Origin of the sequence: Herbiconiux sp. VKM Ac-2851, assembly GCF_013205105.1 — a bacterium.
GTDB classification, from domain to species: Bacteria; Actinomycetota; Actinomycetes; order Actinomycetales; family Microbacteriaceae; genus Herbiconiux; species Herbiconiux flava.
In genome coordinates this window covers 159,359-173,961 of the sequence record NZ_JABMLJ010000004.1, presented here as the reverse complement: position 1 = coordinate 173,961, position 14,603 = coordinate 159,359, and the positions used below count along the sequence as shown (strand labels likewise).

Annotated in this window: 16 protein-coding genes; 11 read left to right on the top strand and 5 right to left on the bottom strand. The window is 73.4% G+C overall.

The genetic code is table 11. From position 1 onward, the window contains the following. Positions 1 to 46 precede the first annotated feature (46 nt). Complete coding sequence (locus HQQ85_RS18990) at positions 47 to 1,507, bottom strand: cation:dicarboxylate symporter family transporter (RefSeq protein WP_173184117.1); 1,461 nt, start codon at positions 1,505 to 1,507, stop codon at positions 47 to 49. A 150-nt stretch (positions 1,508 to 1,657) separates the two neighbouring features. On the opposite strand from HQQ85_RS18990, the gene HQQ85_RS18985 reads away from it, so the two are divergent. The 5 genes from HQQ85_RS18985 (at position 1,658) to HQQ85_RS18965 (ending at position 5,130) form a co-directional block, all read left to right on the top strand. Further along, positions 1,658 to 3,283, top strand: coding sequence for a sensor histidine kinase (locus HQQ85_RS18985; protein ID WP_173184116.1), 1,626 nt, complete (start codon positions 1,658 to 1,660; stop codon positions 3,281 to 3,283). Continuing rightward, positions 3,280 to 3,981 carry a response regulator gene (locus HQQ85_RS18980; RefSeq protein ID WP_173184115.1) on the top strand — a complete coding sequence of 234 codons (702 nt, stop codon included), beginning with the start codon at positions 3,280 to 3,282 and terminating at the stop codon, positions 3,979 to 3,981. The genes HQQ85_RS18985 and HQQ85_RS18980 overlap by 4 nt, the downstream gene beginning before the upstream one ends. A 115-nt stretch (positions 3,982 to 4,096) precedes the next feature. Continuing rightward, entirely contained in the window at positions 4,097 to 4,516 is a 420-nt protein-coding gene (locus HQQ85_RS18975) for a hypothetical protein (protein WP_173184114.1), read from the top strand. Positions 4,517 to 4,573: 57 nt separating this feature from the next. Continuing rightward, positions 4,574 to 4,726 (top strand): hypothetical protein, encoded by a 153-nt coding sequence (locus tag HQQ85_RS18970; RefSeq protein ID WP_173184113.1) that lies wholly within the window; start codon positions 4,574 to 4,576, stop codon positions 4,724 to 4,726. Then, a complete protein-coding gene (locus HQQ85_RS18965; protein ID WP_216851895.1) occupies positions 4,723 to 5,130 on the top strand; it encodes a PPOX class F420-dependent oxidoreductase in 408 nt (135 codons plus the stop codon). Before HQQ85_RS18970 ends, HQQ85_RS18965 begins: the two co-directional genes overlap by 4 nt. A 23-nt stretch (positions 5,131 to 5,153) precedes the next feature. On the opposite strand, the gene HQQ85_RS18960 is transcribed toward HQQ85_RS18965, so the two are convergent. Further along, complete coding sequence (locus HQQ85_RS18960; RefSeq protein WP_173184112.1) at positions 5,154 to 6,218, bottom strand: cupin domain-containing protein; 1,065 nt, start codon at positions 6,216 to 6,218, stop codon at positions 5,154 to 5,156. A 214-nt stretch (positions 6,219 to 6,432) separates the two neighbouring features. Between HQQ85_RS18960 and HQQ85_RS18955 the strand changes: the two genes are divergently transcribed. From HQQ85_RS18955 to HQQ85_RS18945, 3 genes are all read left to right on the top strand, one after another. Continuing rightward, on the top strand, positions 6,433 to 8,247 hold the full coding sequence (locus HQQ85_RS18955; RefSeq protein WP_216851894.1) for a thiamine pyrophosphate-requiring protein: 1,815 nt from the start codon (positions 6,433 to 6,435) through the stop codon (positions 8,245 to 8,247). 115 nt (positions 8,248 to 8,362) lie between these two features. Continuing rightward, the gene (locus tag HQQ85_RS18950; protein WP_173184110.1) at positions 8,363 to 9,439 is read left to right on the top strand and encodes an iron-containing redox enzyme family protein; all 1,077 of its coding nucleotides are present in this window, start codon (positions 8,363 to 8,365) and stop codon (positions 9,437 to 9,439) included. After that, the gene (locus HQQ85_RS18945) at positions 9,432 to 9,656 is read left to right on the top strand and encodes a CDGSH iron-sulfur domain-containing protein (RefSeq protein WP_173184109.1); all 225 of its coding nucleotides are present in this window, start codon (positions 9,432 to 9,434) and stop codon (positions 9,654 to 9,656) included. Before HQQ85_RS18950 ends, HQQ85_RS18945 begins: the two co-directional genes overlap by 8 nt. Here the strand turns inward: HQQ85_RS18945 and HQQ85_RS18940 are convergent. The 3 genes from HQQ85_RS18940 to HQQ85_RS18930 are packed head-to-tail and all read right to left on the bottom strand — an operon-like array spanning position 9,653 to position 12,335. After that, positions 9,653 to 10,591, bottom strand: coding sequence for a glycosyltransferase family 2 protein (locus HQQ85_RS18940; protein WP_173184108.1), 939 nt, complete (start codon positions 10,589 to 10,591; stop codon positions 9,653 to 9,655). The two genes, HQQ85_RS18945 and HQQ85_RS18940, sit on opposite strands and share 4 nt — an antisense overlap. Further along, a complete protein-coding gene (locus HQQ85_RS18935) occupies positions 10,588 to 11,757 on the bottom strand; it encodes a Vms1/Ankzf1 family peptidyl-tRNA hydrolase (protein WP_173184107.1) in 1,170 nt (389 codons plus the stop codon). The genes HQQ85_RS18940 and HQQ85_RS18935 overlap by 4 nt, the downstream gene beginning before the upstream one ends. Next, positions 11,754 to 12,335 (bottom strand): DJ-1/PfpI family protein, encoded by a 582-nt coding sequence (locus tag HQQ85_RS18930; protein WP_173184106.1) that lies wholly within the window; start codon positions 12,333 to 12,335, stop codon positions 11,754 to 11,756. Before HQQ85_RS18930 ends, HQQ85_RS18935 begins: the two co-directional genes overlap by 4 nt. 173 nt (positions 12,336 to 12,508) lie before the next feature. Here HQQ85_RS18930 and HQQ85_RS18925 point away from each other — a divergent pair, with 173 nt between their 5' ends. The 3 genes from HQQ85_RS18925 to HQQ85_RS18915 all read left to right on the top strand — a co-directional run bounded on the left by HQQ85_RS18925 (position 12,509) and on the right by HQQ85_RS18915 (position 14,456). After that, positions 12,509 to 13,147 carry a 3'-5' exonuclease gene (locus tag HQQ85_RS18925; RefSeq protein ID WP_173184105.1) on the top strand — a complete coding sequence of 213 codons (639 nt, stop codon included), beginning with the start codon at positions 12,509 to 12,511 and terminating at the stop codon, positions 13,145 to 13,147. A gap of 195 nt (positions 13,148 to 13,342) precedes the next feature. Continuing rightward, the gene (locus tag HQQ85_RS18920) at positions 13,343 to 14,182 is read left to right on the top strand and encodes an SDR family oxidoreductase (RefSeq protein ID WP_173184104.1); all 840 of its coding nucleotides are present in this window, start codon (positions 13,343 to 13,345) and stop codon (positions 14,180 to 14,182) included. Positions 14,183 to 14,273: 91 nt separating this feature from the next. Further along, positions 14,274 to 14,456 (top strand): hypothetical protein, encoded by a 183-nt coding sequence (locus tag HQQ85_RS18915; RefSeq protein ID WP_173184103.1) that lies wholly within the window; start codon positions 14,274 to 14,276, stop codon positions 14,454 to 14,456. Positions 14,457 to 14,603 lie beyond the last annotated feature (147 nt).

The window sequence follows — 14,603 nt, the reverse complement described above, 5'->3', positions numbered from 1 at the left end:
GGCCCGGTGCCGAACGAGCACCGGGCCATCGCGATCGAGTGAACCGCTAGCGGCGGGTGGGGGCGGTGGGCTCCTCGAGGGGGCCGACGATGGCCGCGATCGAGGCCGTCGAGGGGCGCTCGTCGCGAGCGGCGGCGGCCGCGGCCGGGGCGGCGTGCTCGCGGGCGACCTCGGCCTGCTCGTCGGCGCCGAGGTGGTCATCGGCGCTCATCGTCGTCTCGTCGAAGGGGCGCTCGCCGGCCAGCACGGCGGTGAGCTGCTCGCGGTCGAGCTCCTTCGTCCAGGTGCCGACGAGCAGGGTGGCGACGGCGTTGCCGGTGAAGTTCGTCAGCGCGCGGGCCTCCGACATGAATCGGTCGATGCCGACGATCACGCCGACGCCGTCGACCAGGTCGGGCCGGTGCGCCTGCAGGCCGCCGGCGAGGGTGGCGAGCCCGGCTCCGGTGACGCCCGCCGCGCCCTTGGAGGCCAGCATCATGAACAGCAGCAGCGAGATCTGCTCGCCGAGCGCCAGCGGGGTGCCCATCGCGCTGGCGATGAACAACGACGCCATCGTCAGGTAGATCGCCGTGCCGTCGAGGTTGAACGAGTAGCCGGTCGGCACCGTGATGCCGGCGACGGGCTTCGAGACACCGACGTGCTCCATCTTGGCGATCAGGCGGGGCAGCACGACCTCGCTCGAGGAGGTCGAGACGATCAGCAGGTACTCCCGGCCGAGGTACTTCATCAGCTTGAAGATGTTCACCCGGGCGACCGCCCAGAGCAGCGAGCCGAGCACGACCACGATAAACAGCGCGCAGGTGATGTAGAACGCGATCATCAGGGTGCCGAGGCTGATGATGGCCTGGAACCCGGTGGCGCCGACGACCGCCGCGATGGCGCCGAAGGCCCCGACCGGTGCGACCCACATGATCATGCCGAGGATGCGGAACACCAGCGCCTGGATCTGCCGGATCGCCCCGAGGATCGGAGCGCCCTTCGCCCCCATCTTCTGCAGCGCGAACCCGACGAGCAGCGCCACGAACAGCACCTGCAGGATGTTGCCCGCCGTCAACGACGACAGCAGCGAGGTCGGGATGATCCCCAGCACGAACGCTGTCGGGTCGCTCGACTCGGCCGAGGCGGGCGCCTCGTACGTCGTCGCGCCGATCATCAGGCCCTCACCCGGGTGGATGATGTTGCCCACCAGGAGGCCGATGCCGAGCGCGAAGGTCGACATCACGATGAAGTAGCCGAGCGCGAGCCCGCCGACCTTGCCCACCGTGGCGGCCTTGGCGATCGAGCCGACCCCGAGCACGATCGTGCAGAAGATGATCGGCGCGATCATCATCTTGATCAGCCCCACGAAGGCCTCGCCGATCGGCTTCAGGCCGACCGCGAACTCCGGGGCGAGCAGGCCGAGCGTGGCGCCGGCGATCACGGCGACGATGACGGCGATGTACAGGTAGTGCGACGAGTCGATGCGCCGCCGCTTGGTGCGCGGTGCGGTGCCGGTATGGAGCGCCATTGCTTCCTCTTCCTCGAGATCCGTCCGGGTCACGTCGGGTGCCCGGTCGACCCAGGATGCGCGCGAGGCCGCCCCCGCCTGGCATTGTGTTCATACTGGTCACGCAGACGGGCCAGGACCGGCCGGGCAGAGAGGCGAGGCGAGGGCGACATGACCCGACGATGGAGCATCGCGGCGAAGCTGTTCGCCCTGCAGCTCGTCGTCATCCTCGCGCTCACCGCCGCAGCCGTGCTGCTCAGCTGGGCGGATGCGCGCGCCGACGTCGAGCGCGACGCCGCCGCCCGCTCGCTCGCCGTCGCCGAGACCCTGGCGCAGGACCCGTTCGTGCAGGACGGGGTGCAGAGCGCCGACCCCACCGCCGCCCTGCAGCCCTACGCCGTCGACGTCATGCGGGCGGCCGGCATCGACTTCGTCACCATCATGGGGCCCGACCGAATCCGCTTCACCCACCGCGACCCCGCCGAGATCGGCAAGCCGTTCCTCGGCAACATCGACCGGGCGCTCGCCGGCGAGGCGTTCACCGAGACCTACACGGGCACCCTCGGCCCCTCGGTGCGCGCCGTCGTGCCCATCATGAGCGACGGCGATGCGGGCGAGGACGACACCGGCGAGGTCGTCGCGCTCGTCTCGGCCGGCATCACGGTCTCGGCCACCCAGGTCGTGCTCGGCACCCGCATCGCGACCGTGCTGCTGGCCGCCGGGGCGGCGCTCGTGATCGGCGCCCTGGCATCCTGGGCGCTCAGCCGCTACCTCCGCCGCGTCACCTGGGGCCGCGGCGCCGAGGAGATGAGCCGCATGTTCGCCTACTACGAGGGCGTGCTGCACTCCATCGGCGAGGGACTGGTGCTGCAGAACGCGAACCGCGACGTGGTGCTCTACAACGACCGCGCGGCCGAGCTGCTAGGCCTGCCGACGCTCCCCCGCCGCCAGGCTCCGGATGCGCGGCCGCAGCCGCTCGCCCGCCTCACCCTTCCCGAGCCGATGCGGGCGGTGCTGGCGGCCGACGACGTGGCGGTCGACGAGATCGTGATCACGCCGACGCACGTGCTCGTGGTCGACCGCGACCGCATCGTGTCGGGGCCGGACGGCGGAGCATCCGCCCGCTTCATCGGCACCGTCACGACCCTGCGCGACCACACCCGCCTGCAGGAGCTCACCGGTGAGCTGGCGACCATGACGACCCTCTCCGACGCGCTGCGCTCGCAGGCGCACGAGTTCGCCAACAGGCTGCACACGATCATCGCGCTGATCGAGCTCGACCGGCCGGCTGAGGCGGCCGAGCTGGCCACGGGCGAGCTGGCGATCAGCCAGCAGCTCGCCGACCGGCTGCTGACCGCCGTCGAGGAGCCCGTCCTGCTCGCCCTCCTGCTCGGCAAGTCGGCGCAGGCCGCCGAGCGGGGCATCGGCTTCGAGGTCGGCATCCCGTCCCGCATCGGCGGCGGGTCCTTCCCCCCGCAGGAGCTGATCACCATCGTCGGCAACCTGATCGACAACGCCTTCGACGCCGTCGCCGGCACCCCCGATCCCGTGGTCTCGGTCGACATCGACGGCGACGATCCCGCGCTGCTCCTGATCGAGGTCTCCGACAGCGGCGCCGGCCCCGATCCGGCGGCGGCCGACGGCCTGTTCGAGTTCGGCGCCACGACGAAGACGGCGACGGATGCCCGCCCCACCGGCCGCGGCATCGGACTCGCCCTGGTGCGGCAGTCGGTCGCGCGCCTCGGCGGCCGCATCGCGGTCGACGGCTCGCGCTTCACGGTGGAGCTGCCGCGGTGAGCGCCATCCGGGTGCTGGTCGTCGATGACGAGCCGCTCACCGCCGAGGCGCACGCCGCCTACGTCGGGCGCCTCGAGGGCTTCGAGCTGGCCGGGGTGGCGCACACGGGCTCGGCCGCGATCCGGGCGCTCCGCGGGGCGGCAGGTGCCGCGCAGCCGGGCATCGACCTGATCCTGCTCGACGTGAACCTGCCCGACACGACCGGGATCGAGCTCTGCCGGCACCTGCGCGCCTCGGGCATCGAGACCGACGTCATCGCGGTGACCGCGGTGCGCGACGCGGCCGTGGTGCGTTCGGCGGTGTCGCTCGGCATCGTGCAGTACCTGATCAAGCCCTTCACCTTCGCGTCGTTCGCCGAGAAGCTCGGCGCCTACCGCGACTACCACTCCCGCCTCGCCGACTCGGTCGTCACCGACCAGTCGGAGATCGACTCGTCGTTCGCCGCGCTCCGCAGCTCCTCCGGCGGCGACCTCCCCAAGGGTCTCACCGCCGCGACGCTCGGGCAGGTGCGCGAGGTGCTGCGGGGCGCGGCCCCGGCGGGCCTGTCGGCGACCGAGCTCGGAGCGCGGCTGTCCCTCTCCCGCGTGACGGCCCGGCGCTACCTCGAGCACCTCACCGACACGGGCGCCGCCGTGCGCGGCCAGCGCTACGGCGCCCCCGGCCGCCCCGAGGTGGAGTACCGGGCCGCCGCGCGCTGACGCGCCCTGCCACGTGCTTCCCGCCGCTGTCAATCCTCCTGCCGCGCCCGGGCGGCCGATCTAGCGTCGGCCGTATCGGAGACGACCGTCTCCCCACCTGTCTGGAGGACCCCACATGGCTGCCAAATGGATCGCACGGATTCTCGGCATCGTCGTCGCCCTGCTGGCGATCATCGGACTGTTCATCGAGGGCGAGCACCTCGGCGGCTTCGCCAACGTCGACCTGACCCTCGACATCGCGCGCATCGTGATCGCGGCCGCGCTGCTCTGGGTCGGCTTCGGCCGGGTCAGCCGGGCCGCCCTGGCCACGGTGCTCGGTGTCGTGGGCGCCGCCTACGTGCTGATGGCGGTGCTGGCGTTCGTCGACTCGACCCTGTTCGGCGTGCTGCCCACGGGCTTCACCGGCTTCGACATCGGGTTCCACCTGGTCGCCGGTGTGCTGGCGCTCGTCGGCGCGTTCCTGCCGCTCCGCGACGACGCCGCCACCCGCCCCGCCGGGGCCGGGACGGGCGCCCGTCCGACGACCACCCGCTGACGCGGCCGCGCTCCGCCCCGGCCCGATGCGCGGCCGGGGCGGAGTAGGGTCACGAGCATGAGCGACGAGAAGCGTGACTGGGTGGCCGAACACGAGCACGAGCATCCGGAAGCCGCCGGCGAGGAGCAGGCCGCCGAGGCCTCGCCGGCGCAGGGCGAGCTGGCCGCCGAGCTGCGGAGCATCCGCGCCGTCGGCGAGGACCGGCGGTGACCGGGGAGGCCACCGCTCCCCCGCTGCTCGCGCTCGGCGACGAGCACTTCGTCTCGCTGACGACGTTCCGGAAGAGTGGCGAGGCCGTGTCGACGCCGGTCTGGATCGTGCGCGACGGCGACACCCTGCTGGTCACCACGCCCGACGACACGGGCAAGGTCAAGCGCCTGCGCAACGACCCGCGCGTGGAGCTCCGGCCCTGCAGCCGGATGGGCGCCGTGAAGGAGGGCGAGCCGGCGCGCCTCGGGCTCGCGGAGATCGAGCGCGACGAGCCCTCGGTGAAGCGCGGCGGCGGGCTGTTCCAGCGGAAGCACCCGCTGGAGTACCGGGTGTTCATGCTCGTCGAGCGCATCGCGGCGAAGCGGCAGAAGCCGCGCGTGATGCTGCGCATCCGCCCGGCCTGATCAGGACGATCGGGCCCTCAGGGTCAGCGCACCGGGTCGCTGCTCACCGGGTCCGTCGGGTTCGCCTTGCCCACCAGCAGCGGGTCGCTCGGCGTGAACGGGAAGTCGGGCAGCTCGTCGACCGGAACTCCGAAGGTCGCGGCGAGCACCGGCCGCGAGAAGGCCGAGGCCGAGGCGCGGTAGCCGATGTCGCCCGGCGTCGGCTGGTCGAAGAAGATCAGGAAGTGGATCTCGTCGTCGCCGATCACCTCGATCTGGTGCGGGTAGGCGCGCGGGATGAAGTACACGTCGCCCGGGCCGAGCAGATAGGTGTCGACGGAGCCGTCGGGGTCGAGGATCGACATCCGCGCCCGTCCCTCGTGCACGTAGCCCATCTCGGCGGTCCTCGGGTGCCAGTGCGGCTCGCGCATCCCGTCGTCCTGGATCGTGAGCGAGTACATCGACAGGTTCTCCAGGGCCGGCCAGAACTGGGTGCGGGCGGTCTTCACCCAGGCGAACGGCGGGTCGAGCGGCGGGTTCTGGGCGCCGAGGTCGTACTTGTGCGGGTTGCCGAACCCCGCCGTGTCGGGCACGACGGGCGGGCCCTGGCGCTTCACGAGGTCGGCGGAGCCGGTGTCGCGCACCAGGGGGCGGAAGGCCGAGGCCGGGAGGTCGTAGGTGTTGCCGAGCACCGCATCCGTCATCGTGCCGAAGGCCGCGTGCAGCGAGAAGTCTTCGGGGCGCTCGTGGGAGAACGCGACCACCACCTCGCCGGTGTCGTCGCCGATGTTCTCGATGTGGTGCAGCGCGCCCGAGGGGATGGTGAACATCTGGCCCGCGGTGATGGTGAACGACGAGAAGGCGCTGCCGTTCTCGAGCAGCGACACCAGCAGGGTGCCCGAGAGGCAGTAGCCGAGCTCGTCGGCGTTGGCGTGCCAGTGCGGCTCGCGGATGCTGCCGGGCTCGAGCAGGAGCCGCTTGATCGACAGGCGCTCAAGGATCGGGAAGGTGTCGGCCGTCAACCGGGTGATCGACCCGAGCTCGCTGTCGTGCTGGGGCTCGGCCCCGGTGAGGGAGCGCACGTGTCGGGAGGCGGGGGTGGTGGACATCGTCGGCTCGCTTTCGTTCGGCGTGCGCCCGACGCTACGGCACGGGCATCCGCTCGTCACTGGACGATCGTCGGGGCTCGCATCGACGGGTGTCCGGAGGTCGTCGCGACGGGTGACCGGGGCTGTCAAGCCCGGTGCCGCGCCCGCGGTCGGTCGTACGGTCGGACGGGTGCGCGGGCATCCGCCCGCCCGCTTCACGCGGTGAGGAGTGCCCATGGCCACGGTGTCGGATGCGATCGTCGAGCGGCTGCGCGACTGGGGTGTCGAGCGGGTGTTCGGCTACAGCGGTGACGGCATCAACGGCCTGATGGAGGCCCTCTCCCGGGCCGCCGACGATGGCCTCGGGCCCGAGTTCGTGCAGGCCAGGCACGAGGAGGCCGCCGCGTTCATGGCCGTCGGTCACGCGAAGTACGCGGGCCGCGGCTCGGTCGGCGTCGTGGTCTCGACGCAGGGGCCGGGCGCGGTGCACCTCCTGAACGGGCTCTACGACGCCAAGCTCGACGGGGTGCCCGTGGTGGCGATCGTCGGGCAGCAGAACCGCTCGGTGCTCGGCTCGGCGTACATGCAGGAGGTCAACCTCGAGGTGCTGTTCTCCGACGTCGCCGCGCAGTTCGTGCAGACGGTGCAGACGCCCGAGCAGCTTCCGCTGGTGCTCGACCGGGCCTTCCGCACGGCGCTCGCCACGCGCTCCCCCACGGCCGTGATCGTGCCGCACGACGTGCAGAAGGCCGAGGTGCCCGAGCTGCCGCACGAGCACGGCATCGTCGTGACCGCCGCCGAGTACCGGGCGCCCGTGGTCGAGCCGCGGGCCGCCGACCTCGACGAGGCGGTCGCGCTGCTGACGGCCTGCGAGCGGCCGGTGGTCTTCGTCGGGCAGGGGGCGGCGGATGCTCGGGACGAGGTCGTGGCGATCGCCGAACGGCTCGGCGCCGCCGTGGTGACGAGCCTGCTCGGCAAGCCCTTCGTCGACGAGGCGCTGCCGTTCGTGGCTGGCACCATGGGGCACCTCGGCACCACCGCGAGCGCCGCCGTGCTGGCGGAATGCGACGGGCTGCTGATCGTCGGATCCGACGACCCGTGGACCGAGTTCTACCCGGCGCCGGGGCAGGCGCGAGCGGTGCAGATCGATCTCGACGGGCGGGTGATCGGCAACCGGTACCCGATCGAGGTGGGGCTCGTGGGGGATGCGGCGGTGACGCTGCGGGCGCTGGTGGAGCGGCTCGGTGCGGCGGGCGCGAGCGAGGAGGGCAGGTCGGCCTGGGGTTCGCGGGTCGAGGAGGTCGTCGCCCGGTGGCGGCGCGTGAGCGCCACCCGCGCATCCGTCGCCGCGGAGCCCGTCAACCCCGAGCTCGTGCTGCGGAGCCTCGCCCCGCAGCTGCCCGCCGACGCCCGCATCGCGCTCGACGTCGGCAGCGTCGTGTACTGGTACGCCCGGCAGCTGCCGCTGCCCCGGGGCGTCGACGCGCACGTCTCGGGGACGCTCGCCTCGATGGGCTGCGGCGTGCCCTACGGCATCGCCGCGAAGCTCGACCGGCCCGAGCGGCCGGTGCTCGTGCTGGCGGGCGACGGCGGCATGCAGATGCTCGGCAACGCGGAGCTCGTGACGCTGGCGCGGCTCTGGCCGACGTGGAGCGATCCGCGCTTCGTGGTGCTCGTGCTGAACAACGGCGACCTCGCCGAGGTGAGCTGGGAGCAGCGCGAGATGGAGGCGGCGCCGCGGTTCGCCGCCAGCCAGGCGCTGCCCGCCTTCCCGTTCGCGGCATACGGGGAGCTGCTGGGGCTGAGGGGCATCCGTGTCGACGACCCGGCACGCCTCGACGACGCCTGGCGCGAAGCCCTGGCCGCCGACCGGCCGGTGGTGCTCGAGGTGCTGACCGACCCCGACGTGCCGCTGCTGGCGCCGTTCCCGCAGGGCGCGTCGAAGCTCGAGCCGATGCGACAGGGCCTCGAGGCCGAGGGGCCCGCGGGCGCCTGGGCGCTGCGGCTGCTCGAGGAGTACGCCGCGCACGAGGAGGGCCGCCAGCCGTAGCCGCTCCCCCTCCCCTAGCACCTCCCCGCACGCGCGGCCAGCCCGTGGCGGCGGGGCTCGTCGCGCGTAGCGTTCACCGCAGCCGGGCATCCGCCCGCCTGACGAAGGACCGTGCATGAACCTCCCCCACTCCCGCGGCGTCATCGGCGACGCCCTGTTCCAGTGCCTCCACCACGAGCGCGACACGGCGACGCTCGCCGACTTCGTCGAGGCGCGCCTCGTGCTCGTCGACGACGTCATCGCCGACGACGACCTGCAGCTGGCCCTCTACGTGCTGCAGGAGCTGCACTACAGCGGCTTCGACGACGTCGACGACGCCTTCGAGTGGGACCCGGGGCTGATCCGGGCCAGACGGATGATCGAGACGCGCTTCGAGGAGGAGCTGCGCCGGGTCGTGCCGACGCCGGCCCTCCCCACGGCGGACACCGGCCGGCCCGGCGAACTGCCCGGAGCGGAGGGGCTTGCCGATCAGGTGGCCCGCGCCCTGTTCGAGCTCACCGCCCCGACACCCGGCCCGAGCGTCGCGCGGTTCGTGGCGAAGAAGGCCACCGAGGAGCAGCTGCGCGAACTGCTGATGCACCGCTCGCTCTACCAGCTGAAGGAATCCGACCCGCACACCTGGGCGATCCCTCGGCTGAGCGGGCGGGCGAAGGCGGCGCTCGTCGAGATCCAGACCGACGAGTACGGCAACGGCCGGCCCGAGCGGATGCACAGCGCCCTGTTCGCCCGGACCATGCGCGGTCTCGGCCTCGACGACAGCACGGGGCACTACCTCGACCGGCTGCCGGCCATCACGATCGCGTCGCTCACGATGATGTCGATGTTCGGCCTGCAGCGACGACTGCGCGGTGTGATCACCGGGCACCTGGCGGCGTTCGAGATGACCTCGTCGATCCCGAGCCGGTTCTACGGCGACGGCTTCCGTCGGCTCGGCTTCGGCGAGGACGTCACGCTCTACTTCGACGAGCACGTCGAGGCGGATGCGGTGCACGAGCAGATCGCCGGCCGCGACCTCGCCGGCGGCCTCGCCGAGGCGGAGCCGCAGCTCGTGACCGACATCCTGTTCGGTGCCGCCGCGTGCCTGCACCTCGACGAGCTCGTGGGCGAGCACCTCCTCGCGGCCTGGCAGTCGGGCCGCAGCTCGCTCCGCTCCGAGGAGCGGGTGCCCGTGCTGGCGGTGCGGGATGAGTGAGGACGAGAGGACGCTCCGCGCCCCCGTCGGCGACCCGGTCGAGATCGTGCCCTGCCCCGACGGGCCGCTGCTCGTGCGCGGCCCCGTCGTCATCGCCGGAGCCACCGGCCCGGGCGTCGAACGCGGCCGCCGCACGATCGCGCTCTGCCGCTGCGGCCTGTCCACGGTGAAGCCGTTCTGCGACGGCACCCACAAGCTGACCGGCTTCCGGGCCTAGCTGCGGCGCAGCGCGCGCACGGAGTGCGCCGCGACGGGAAGGCGGGTGCCCGCGTAGCGGGCGCCGCCGCGCAGTCGCGCACCGAGCGCGAGCCACGCGCAGACGGAGCGCTCGAGGGCCCAGACGGGCGCCCAGAGCGGCGCGCCCGCGCCGAACAGCGCCCGCCCGTCGCCCCGGAGGCGCCCGGTCGCGGCCAGCACCGTCACCCCCGCTGCGACCCCGGCGAGCAGCCCTCGCGCGCGGCATCCGAGCAGCACGGCGACCGCGGGGAGCACCGCGAGCTCGGCTGCGAAGCGGGCCGGCTGGGCGAAGCCGTCGTAGGCCTGGCGCACGCGCTGCCCCCAGAAGTGCCCCGCCGTCGGCGGCACGCGGCGGACGCCGAGCCCGCTCGCGACGAGCTCGCGGCCGCCGCGGGCGTGCACCGTGCGGATCAGCTCCAGGTTCTCGAAGAGCACGTCGCCGTCGTAGCCTCCGACGAGGGCCGCCCGCCGCAGCCCGAACGTGCCGGGGTAGTCGGCGCCGAGCGCCCGGTTCACGAGCGACCGGGCGGTGTCCCAGCGCGCGTGCCAGGGCAGCGGGTCGAAGACGTTCTGGGGCCGCACGAGATCGGCGTGGCCGAGCATCCGCTCGATCGCCCGGAGCGACTCGGCGTCGTGGCGCACGTCGTCGTCGGCGAGCACGACCCGGTCGCCGCTCGCCAGGGCCAGCCCGGTCAGCACCCCCGCGACTTTGCCGTTCCGCCCGGGCCGGGCCTGCGGCGGCACGTGGCGGCAGAGTCCGGCCCAGGCGGCGGCGTGCCGCTCGAACAGCGCCGGCGGCGACCCGTCGACGACGATCACCGAGGCCTGCCCGGCCAGCCAGCGCAGGTAGCCGGTCAGCTCGGGCAGGCCCGCGTCGCTCGTCCAGCGCAGCGGGAGGACGTAGTCGAGCGTCATTCCTCCCCGGGCACGGGCGGCCCGGTGCGCCAGCGCAGCACGGCGGCCACCCCGGAGGGCAGCGATCCCGAGACGTCGTCCTGGGCATCCGGAGCCTCGCGGCTGTCGGTGAACAGCACCGTCGCGTCGGTGAGCACCGCCGCGCGGCTGAGCGCGATCGGCGCGGGCACCCGGTCGAGCACCTCGGCGCCGAGGGAGTCCTCGGGGGCGGCGGCCACCCACGGCTCGGTGGCGAGGGCGAGCAGCTCGTGCTCGCGCAGGCGCTCGGCGTCGATCACGAGCGTGTCGACCTGGGCCGAGGCGAGGGCGTGCACGACGCCGCCGAGCGTGCTCTCGACCCGGTTGTCGCCGCGGCCCTCGTGCAGGGCCACGAGGTCGAGCACCGCCTTCTTGTCGTCGGCCAGGATGCGCGCGATCTCGCTGTCGAGATGCTCGTCGAGCGCCTCGCTGCTCGCCCCGTCGGCGTGGGTGTCGACGGGCACGACCGTGAGGATCGCGCGCGACTCGGCCGACAGCTCGCCCTCGAGCAGCTGCCTGGCCCGGATGTCGCCCGCGATCGTGAGCAGCCGCGGCCGGTGCTCGTGCACGACGCGGTCGATCGTGGTCGCGAGCTCGGCCTGGGTGCGCCGCCAGATCTCCTCGGTGTGGTTCTGCAGGCGGTCGTGCCGCCAGCCACCGCCCTTGATCTTGTGCAGCGTGTCGGTGCGCCCCTGCTGCGCCTCGTCGACGACGGGCTCGGTGTCGCCGAGCCGGTACAGGCGGATCTCGCCGCCGTCGCGCGACGTCTCGACCACGACGTGCGCGAAGTCGCCCGGCCGGTGCTCGAGCAGCGGAACCAGGTCGGGCACCGGCTGGTACGCGACGATCTCGGGTTCGGTCGCGCGGCCGGGCAGCAGTGTCTGCACCACCACCTCGCCGTCGTGCACGAGCACGAAGAGGCACCGCTCACCGCCGGCCGGGTCGGCGGTGGCCATCGCCTCGGCGACGGCATCGATGTCGGCCTGGGGCGCGCCGGCCGCCGCGAGCCGGTCGGTGGCGCTGATCCGCCGTTCCTCGTTGACCTGCGGCGGGTCGGCGGTGTCGACCGAGACGTCGAGGTAGACCTGCGACCAGGGGCCGGATGCGCGATACACCGCCGCGGGGACGGCCGCCGTCTCGAGGGTCATTCGCCGGCCTCCGCGGAACTTCCGGCCTCACCGAACACCCGCACCAGCTCGCGGGTGAAGTCCGCCATGTCGTCGGGGGTGCGGGAGGTGACGAGTGTCCAGCCGCCGACGTCGTCGACGTGCACCGACTCGTCGACCCAGTCGGCGCCCGCGTTGATGATGTCGGTCTGCAGCGAAGGGTAGCTGGTGAGGGTCTTCTCGGCGAGCTGGCCCGTCTCGACGAGAGCCCAGGGGCCGTGGCAGATGGCCGCGACCGGCTTGCCGGCGTCGATGAACGCGGCGACGAGGTCGATGCCGTCCTCCTCGAGCCGCAGCTTGTCGGCGTTGATGGTGCCGCCCGGGATGATCAGGGCGTCGAACTCGTCGGCCGAGACCTTCCCCACGAGGGCGTCGGGTGTGAAGGTGCGGCCCGGGTCCTTGTCGCCGACGAGCGTCTGCACCGGGGAGTCCTCCACCGCGACGATGACGGGGTCGCCGCCGGCGTCCTCCACCGCCTGCCGGGGGTCGGCGAGCTCGGCCTCCTCGACTCCGTAGTTCGTGACGAGCAGTGCGATCCTCTTGCCGTCGAGTGCGGGCATGATGCGTCCTTTCCTCTTCTGAACCGGTGTTCCACCACCGAGGGAACTCTTCGTGGCGGTGGTCGCCAGGGGCTTGACGACGGCGCCGGCGACCGTCGTGGGAGTGTCGCGGCAGTGTCGTGGGAGTGTCGCGGGCTCCGGTGTCGGCGGCTCGGGCTAGTGTCGCCAGCACCATGAGCAGCACCGGATTCGCGACCATCGACTTCGAGACCACCGGGCTGTTCGCGGCGGGAGACGACCGCGCGGTCGAGATCGCGGTCGTGCACTCCGACCCCGACGGCACGGTCACGGGCCGGTGGGACACCCTGATCGACCCGGGGCGCGGGCCGGGCCCCACGCGCATCCACCGCATCACGGCCGAGCACCTCTCGGGCGCCCCGACCTTCGGCGACATCGCGCCCGAGCTGCTCGGGCTGCTGTCGGGGCGGGTGCTCGTGGCGCACAACGTCTCGTTCGACCAGCGGTTCCTGCTCGCCGAGCTGGGGCGGATCGGGTACCGGCTCGAGAATCCGCTGGTGTCGCTGTGCACGATGCAGCTGGCCCGCCACTACCTGCCGGGCCTCCGGCGCGGGCTGTCGAGCTGCTGCGAGGTGCTCGGCATCGACCTCGAGGGGGCGCACCGGGCATCCGTCGACGCGCTCGCCACCGCGAAGCTGCTCGCCGCGTACATGGCGCACACCGACGACCGCTCGGGCTGGCACGCGCTGACCGCGAGCGCGGCCGCGCGGCCGCTGCCGGCGCTGGCGTCGCGCGGGGTGGCGTGGTACCCGCGGGAGCGGGCGGGCGAGCCGCTGGCGCTGCGCTTCGGCTGAGCCCGGCCCACGGCCGGTCGGTCGGACGGGCGGGGGTGGCGGTCGGGCGGACGGGCGGGGGTGGCGGTCGGGCAGGCCTGGCGCTCGGTGGAGCCTGGCGGTCGGGCGGGCCTGGCGCTCGGTGGAGCCTGGCCCACGGCGGGTGGTGCCGCAACCCCCTGACGGCGGGCGCGGAGGCGTGCCTAGCGTGAGGGCATGAGCGATTCGAGCACTGCCGCCGACCCGGGTTCAGCTGACCAGGGGTTCGCGCCCCGCCGCGCCATCGTCACTGGCTCCGACTCCGGCATCGGGCGGGCCACCGCCGTCGCGCTGGCGGCGGCCGGGATGGACGTCGGCATCACCTGGCACACCGACCACGAGGGCGCCGAGGCGACCGCTGAGGAGGTGCGCGCGTTCGGCGTGAAGGCGGCAGTGGCGCAGTTCGACGCGAGCGCGCTGGAGACCGCCGGCGACGTGATCGACTCCCTCGCCGACGAGCTCGGCGGCCTCGACGTGTTCGTGAACAACTCGGGCACCGGCGCCTCGACCCCGCTGGTCGACCTCTCGCTCGAGGAGTGGCGGCAGGTCGTGGCGACCGACCTCGACGGGGCGTTCGTCGGCATCCAGCGGGCCGCCCGGCGAATGATCGCCGGCGGCACCGGCGGGCGCATCATCGCCGTGTCGAGCGTGCACGAGCACCAGCCGCGGGTCGGCTCGAGCGCCTACGACGCCGCCAAGCACGGACTCGGCGGCCTCGTGAAGACCGCGGCGCTCGAGCTCGCGCCGTACGGCATCACCGCGAACACGGTCGCGCCCGGCGAGATCGCCACCCCGATGACGGGTCAGACCGACGAGGACCCGCACGGCACCTCGCGCCCCGGCATCCCCCTCGGCCGTCCCGGCGACGCCCGCGAGATCGCCTCGGTGATCGCGTTCCTCGCCTCGCCCGGGTCGAGCTACGTCACGGGCACCTCGATCGTCGTCGACGGCGGGATGCTCCAGATGGGCCCCCAGGCCGGCTCGCACCTCGAGAGCGACACCTGGCGCTCGGTCTGACCCCCGCCGTCCGGCCATATCCCCCACGACCGGCCACATCCCCACGACCCACCACATCGCCACCACCCGAACACCGAAGGAAGGACACGCCATGACCGACAGCGGACCGCAGGACAACCCGCAGAACCACGACCTGATCGAGGGCGACGCGGGCGTCGACAAGCCCTCGCAGGCCGAGGGCAGCGAGGAGCAGGCCGACCAGGCGCAGCCGGCGCCCGGCCAGGGCGGCGACAGCCAGGGCGGCGAGGCCGACACCCTCGGCGGCCACGACTGAGGGGCAGCCCCACGGGCGGACGGTGGCGGTGCGCCGCCGGGAGTCGTAGGGTCGGCGGCATGTCAACGATGCCTCCGCCCGACGTTCCGCCCGACGCTCCCACCGCCCCGCCCGGTGCTCCGGGCGAGCCGCCCCAGGCCCCGCCCG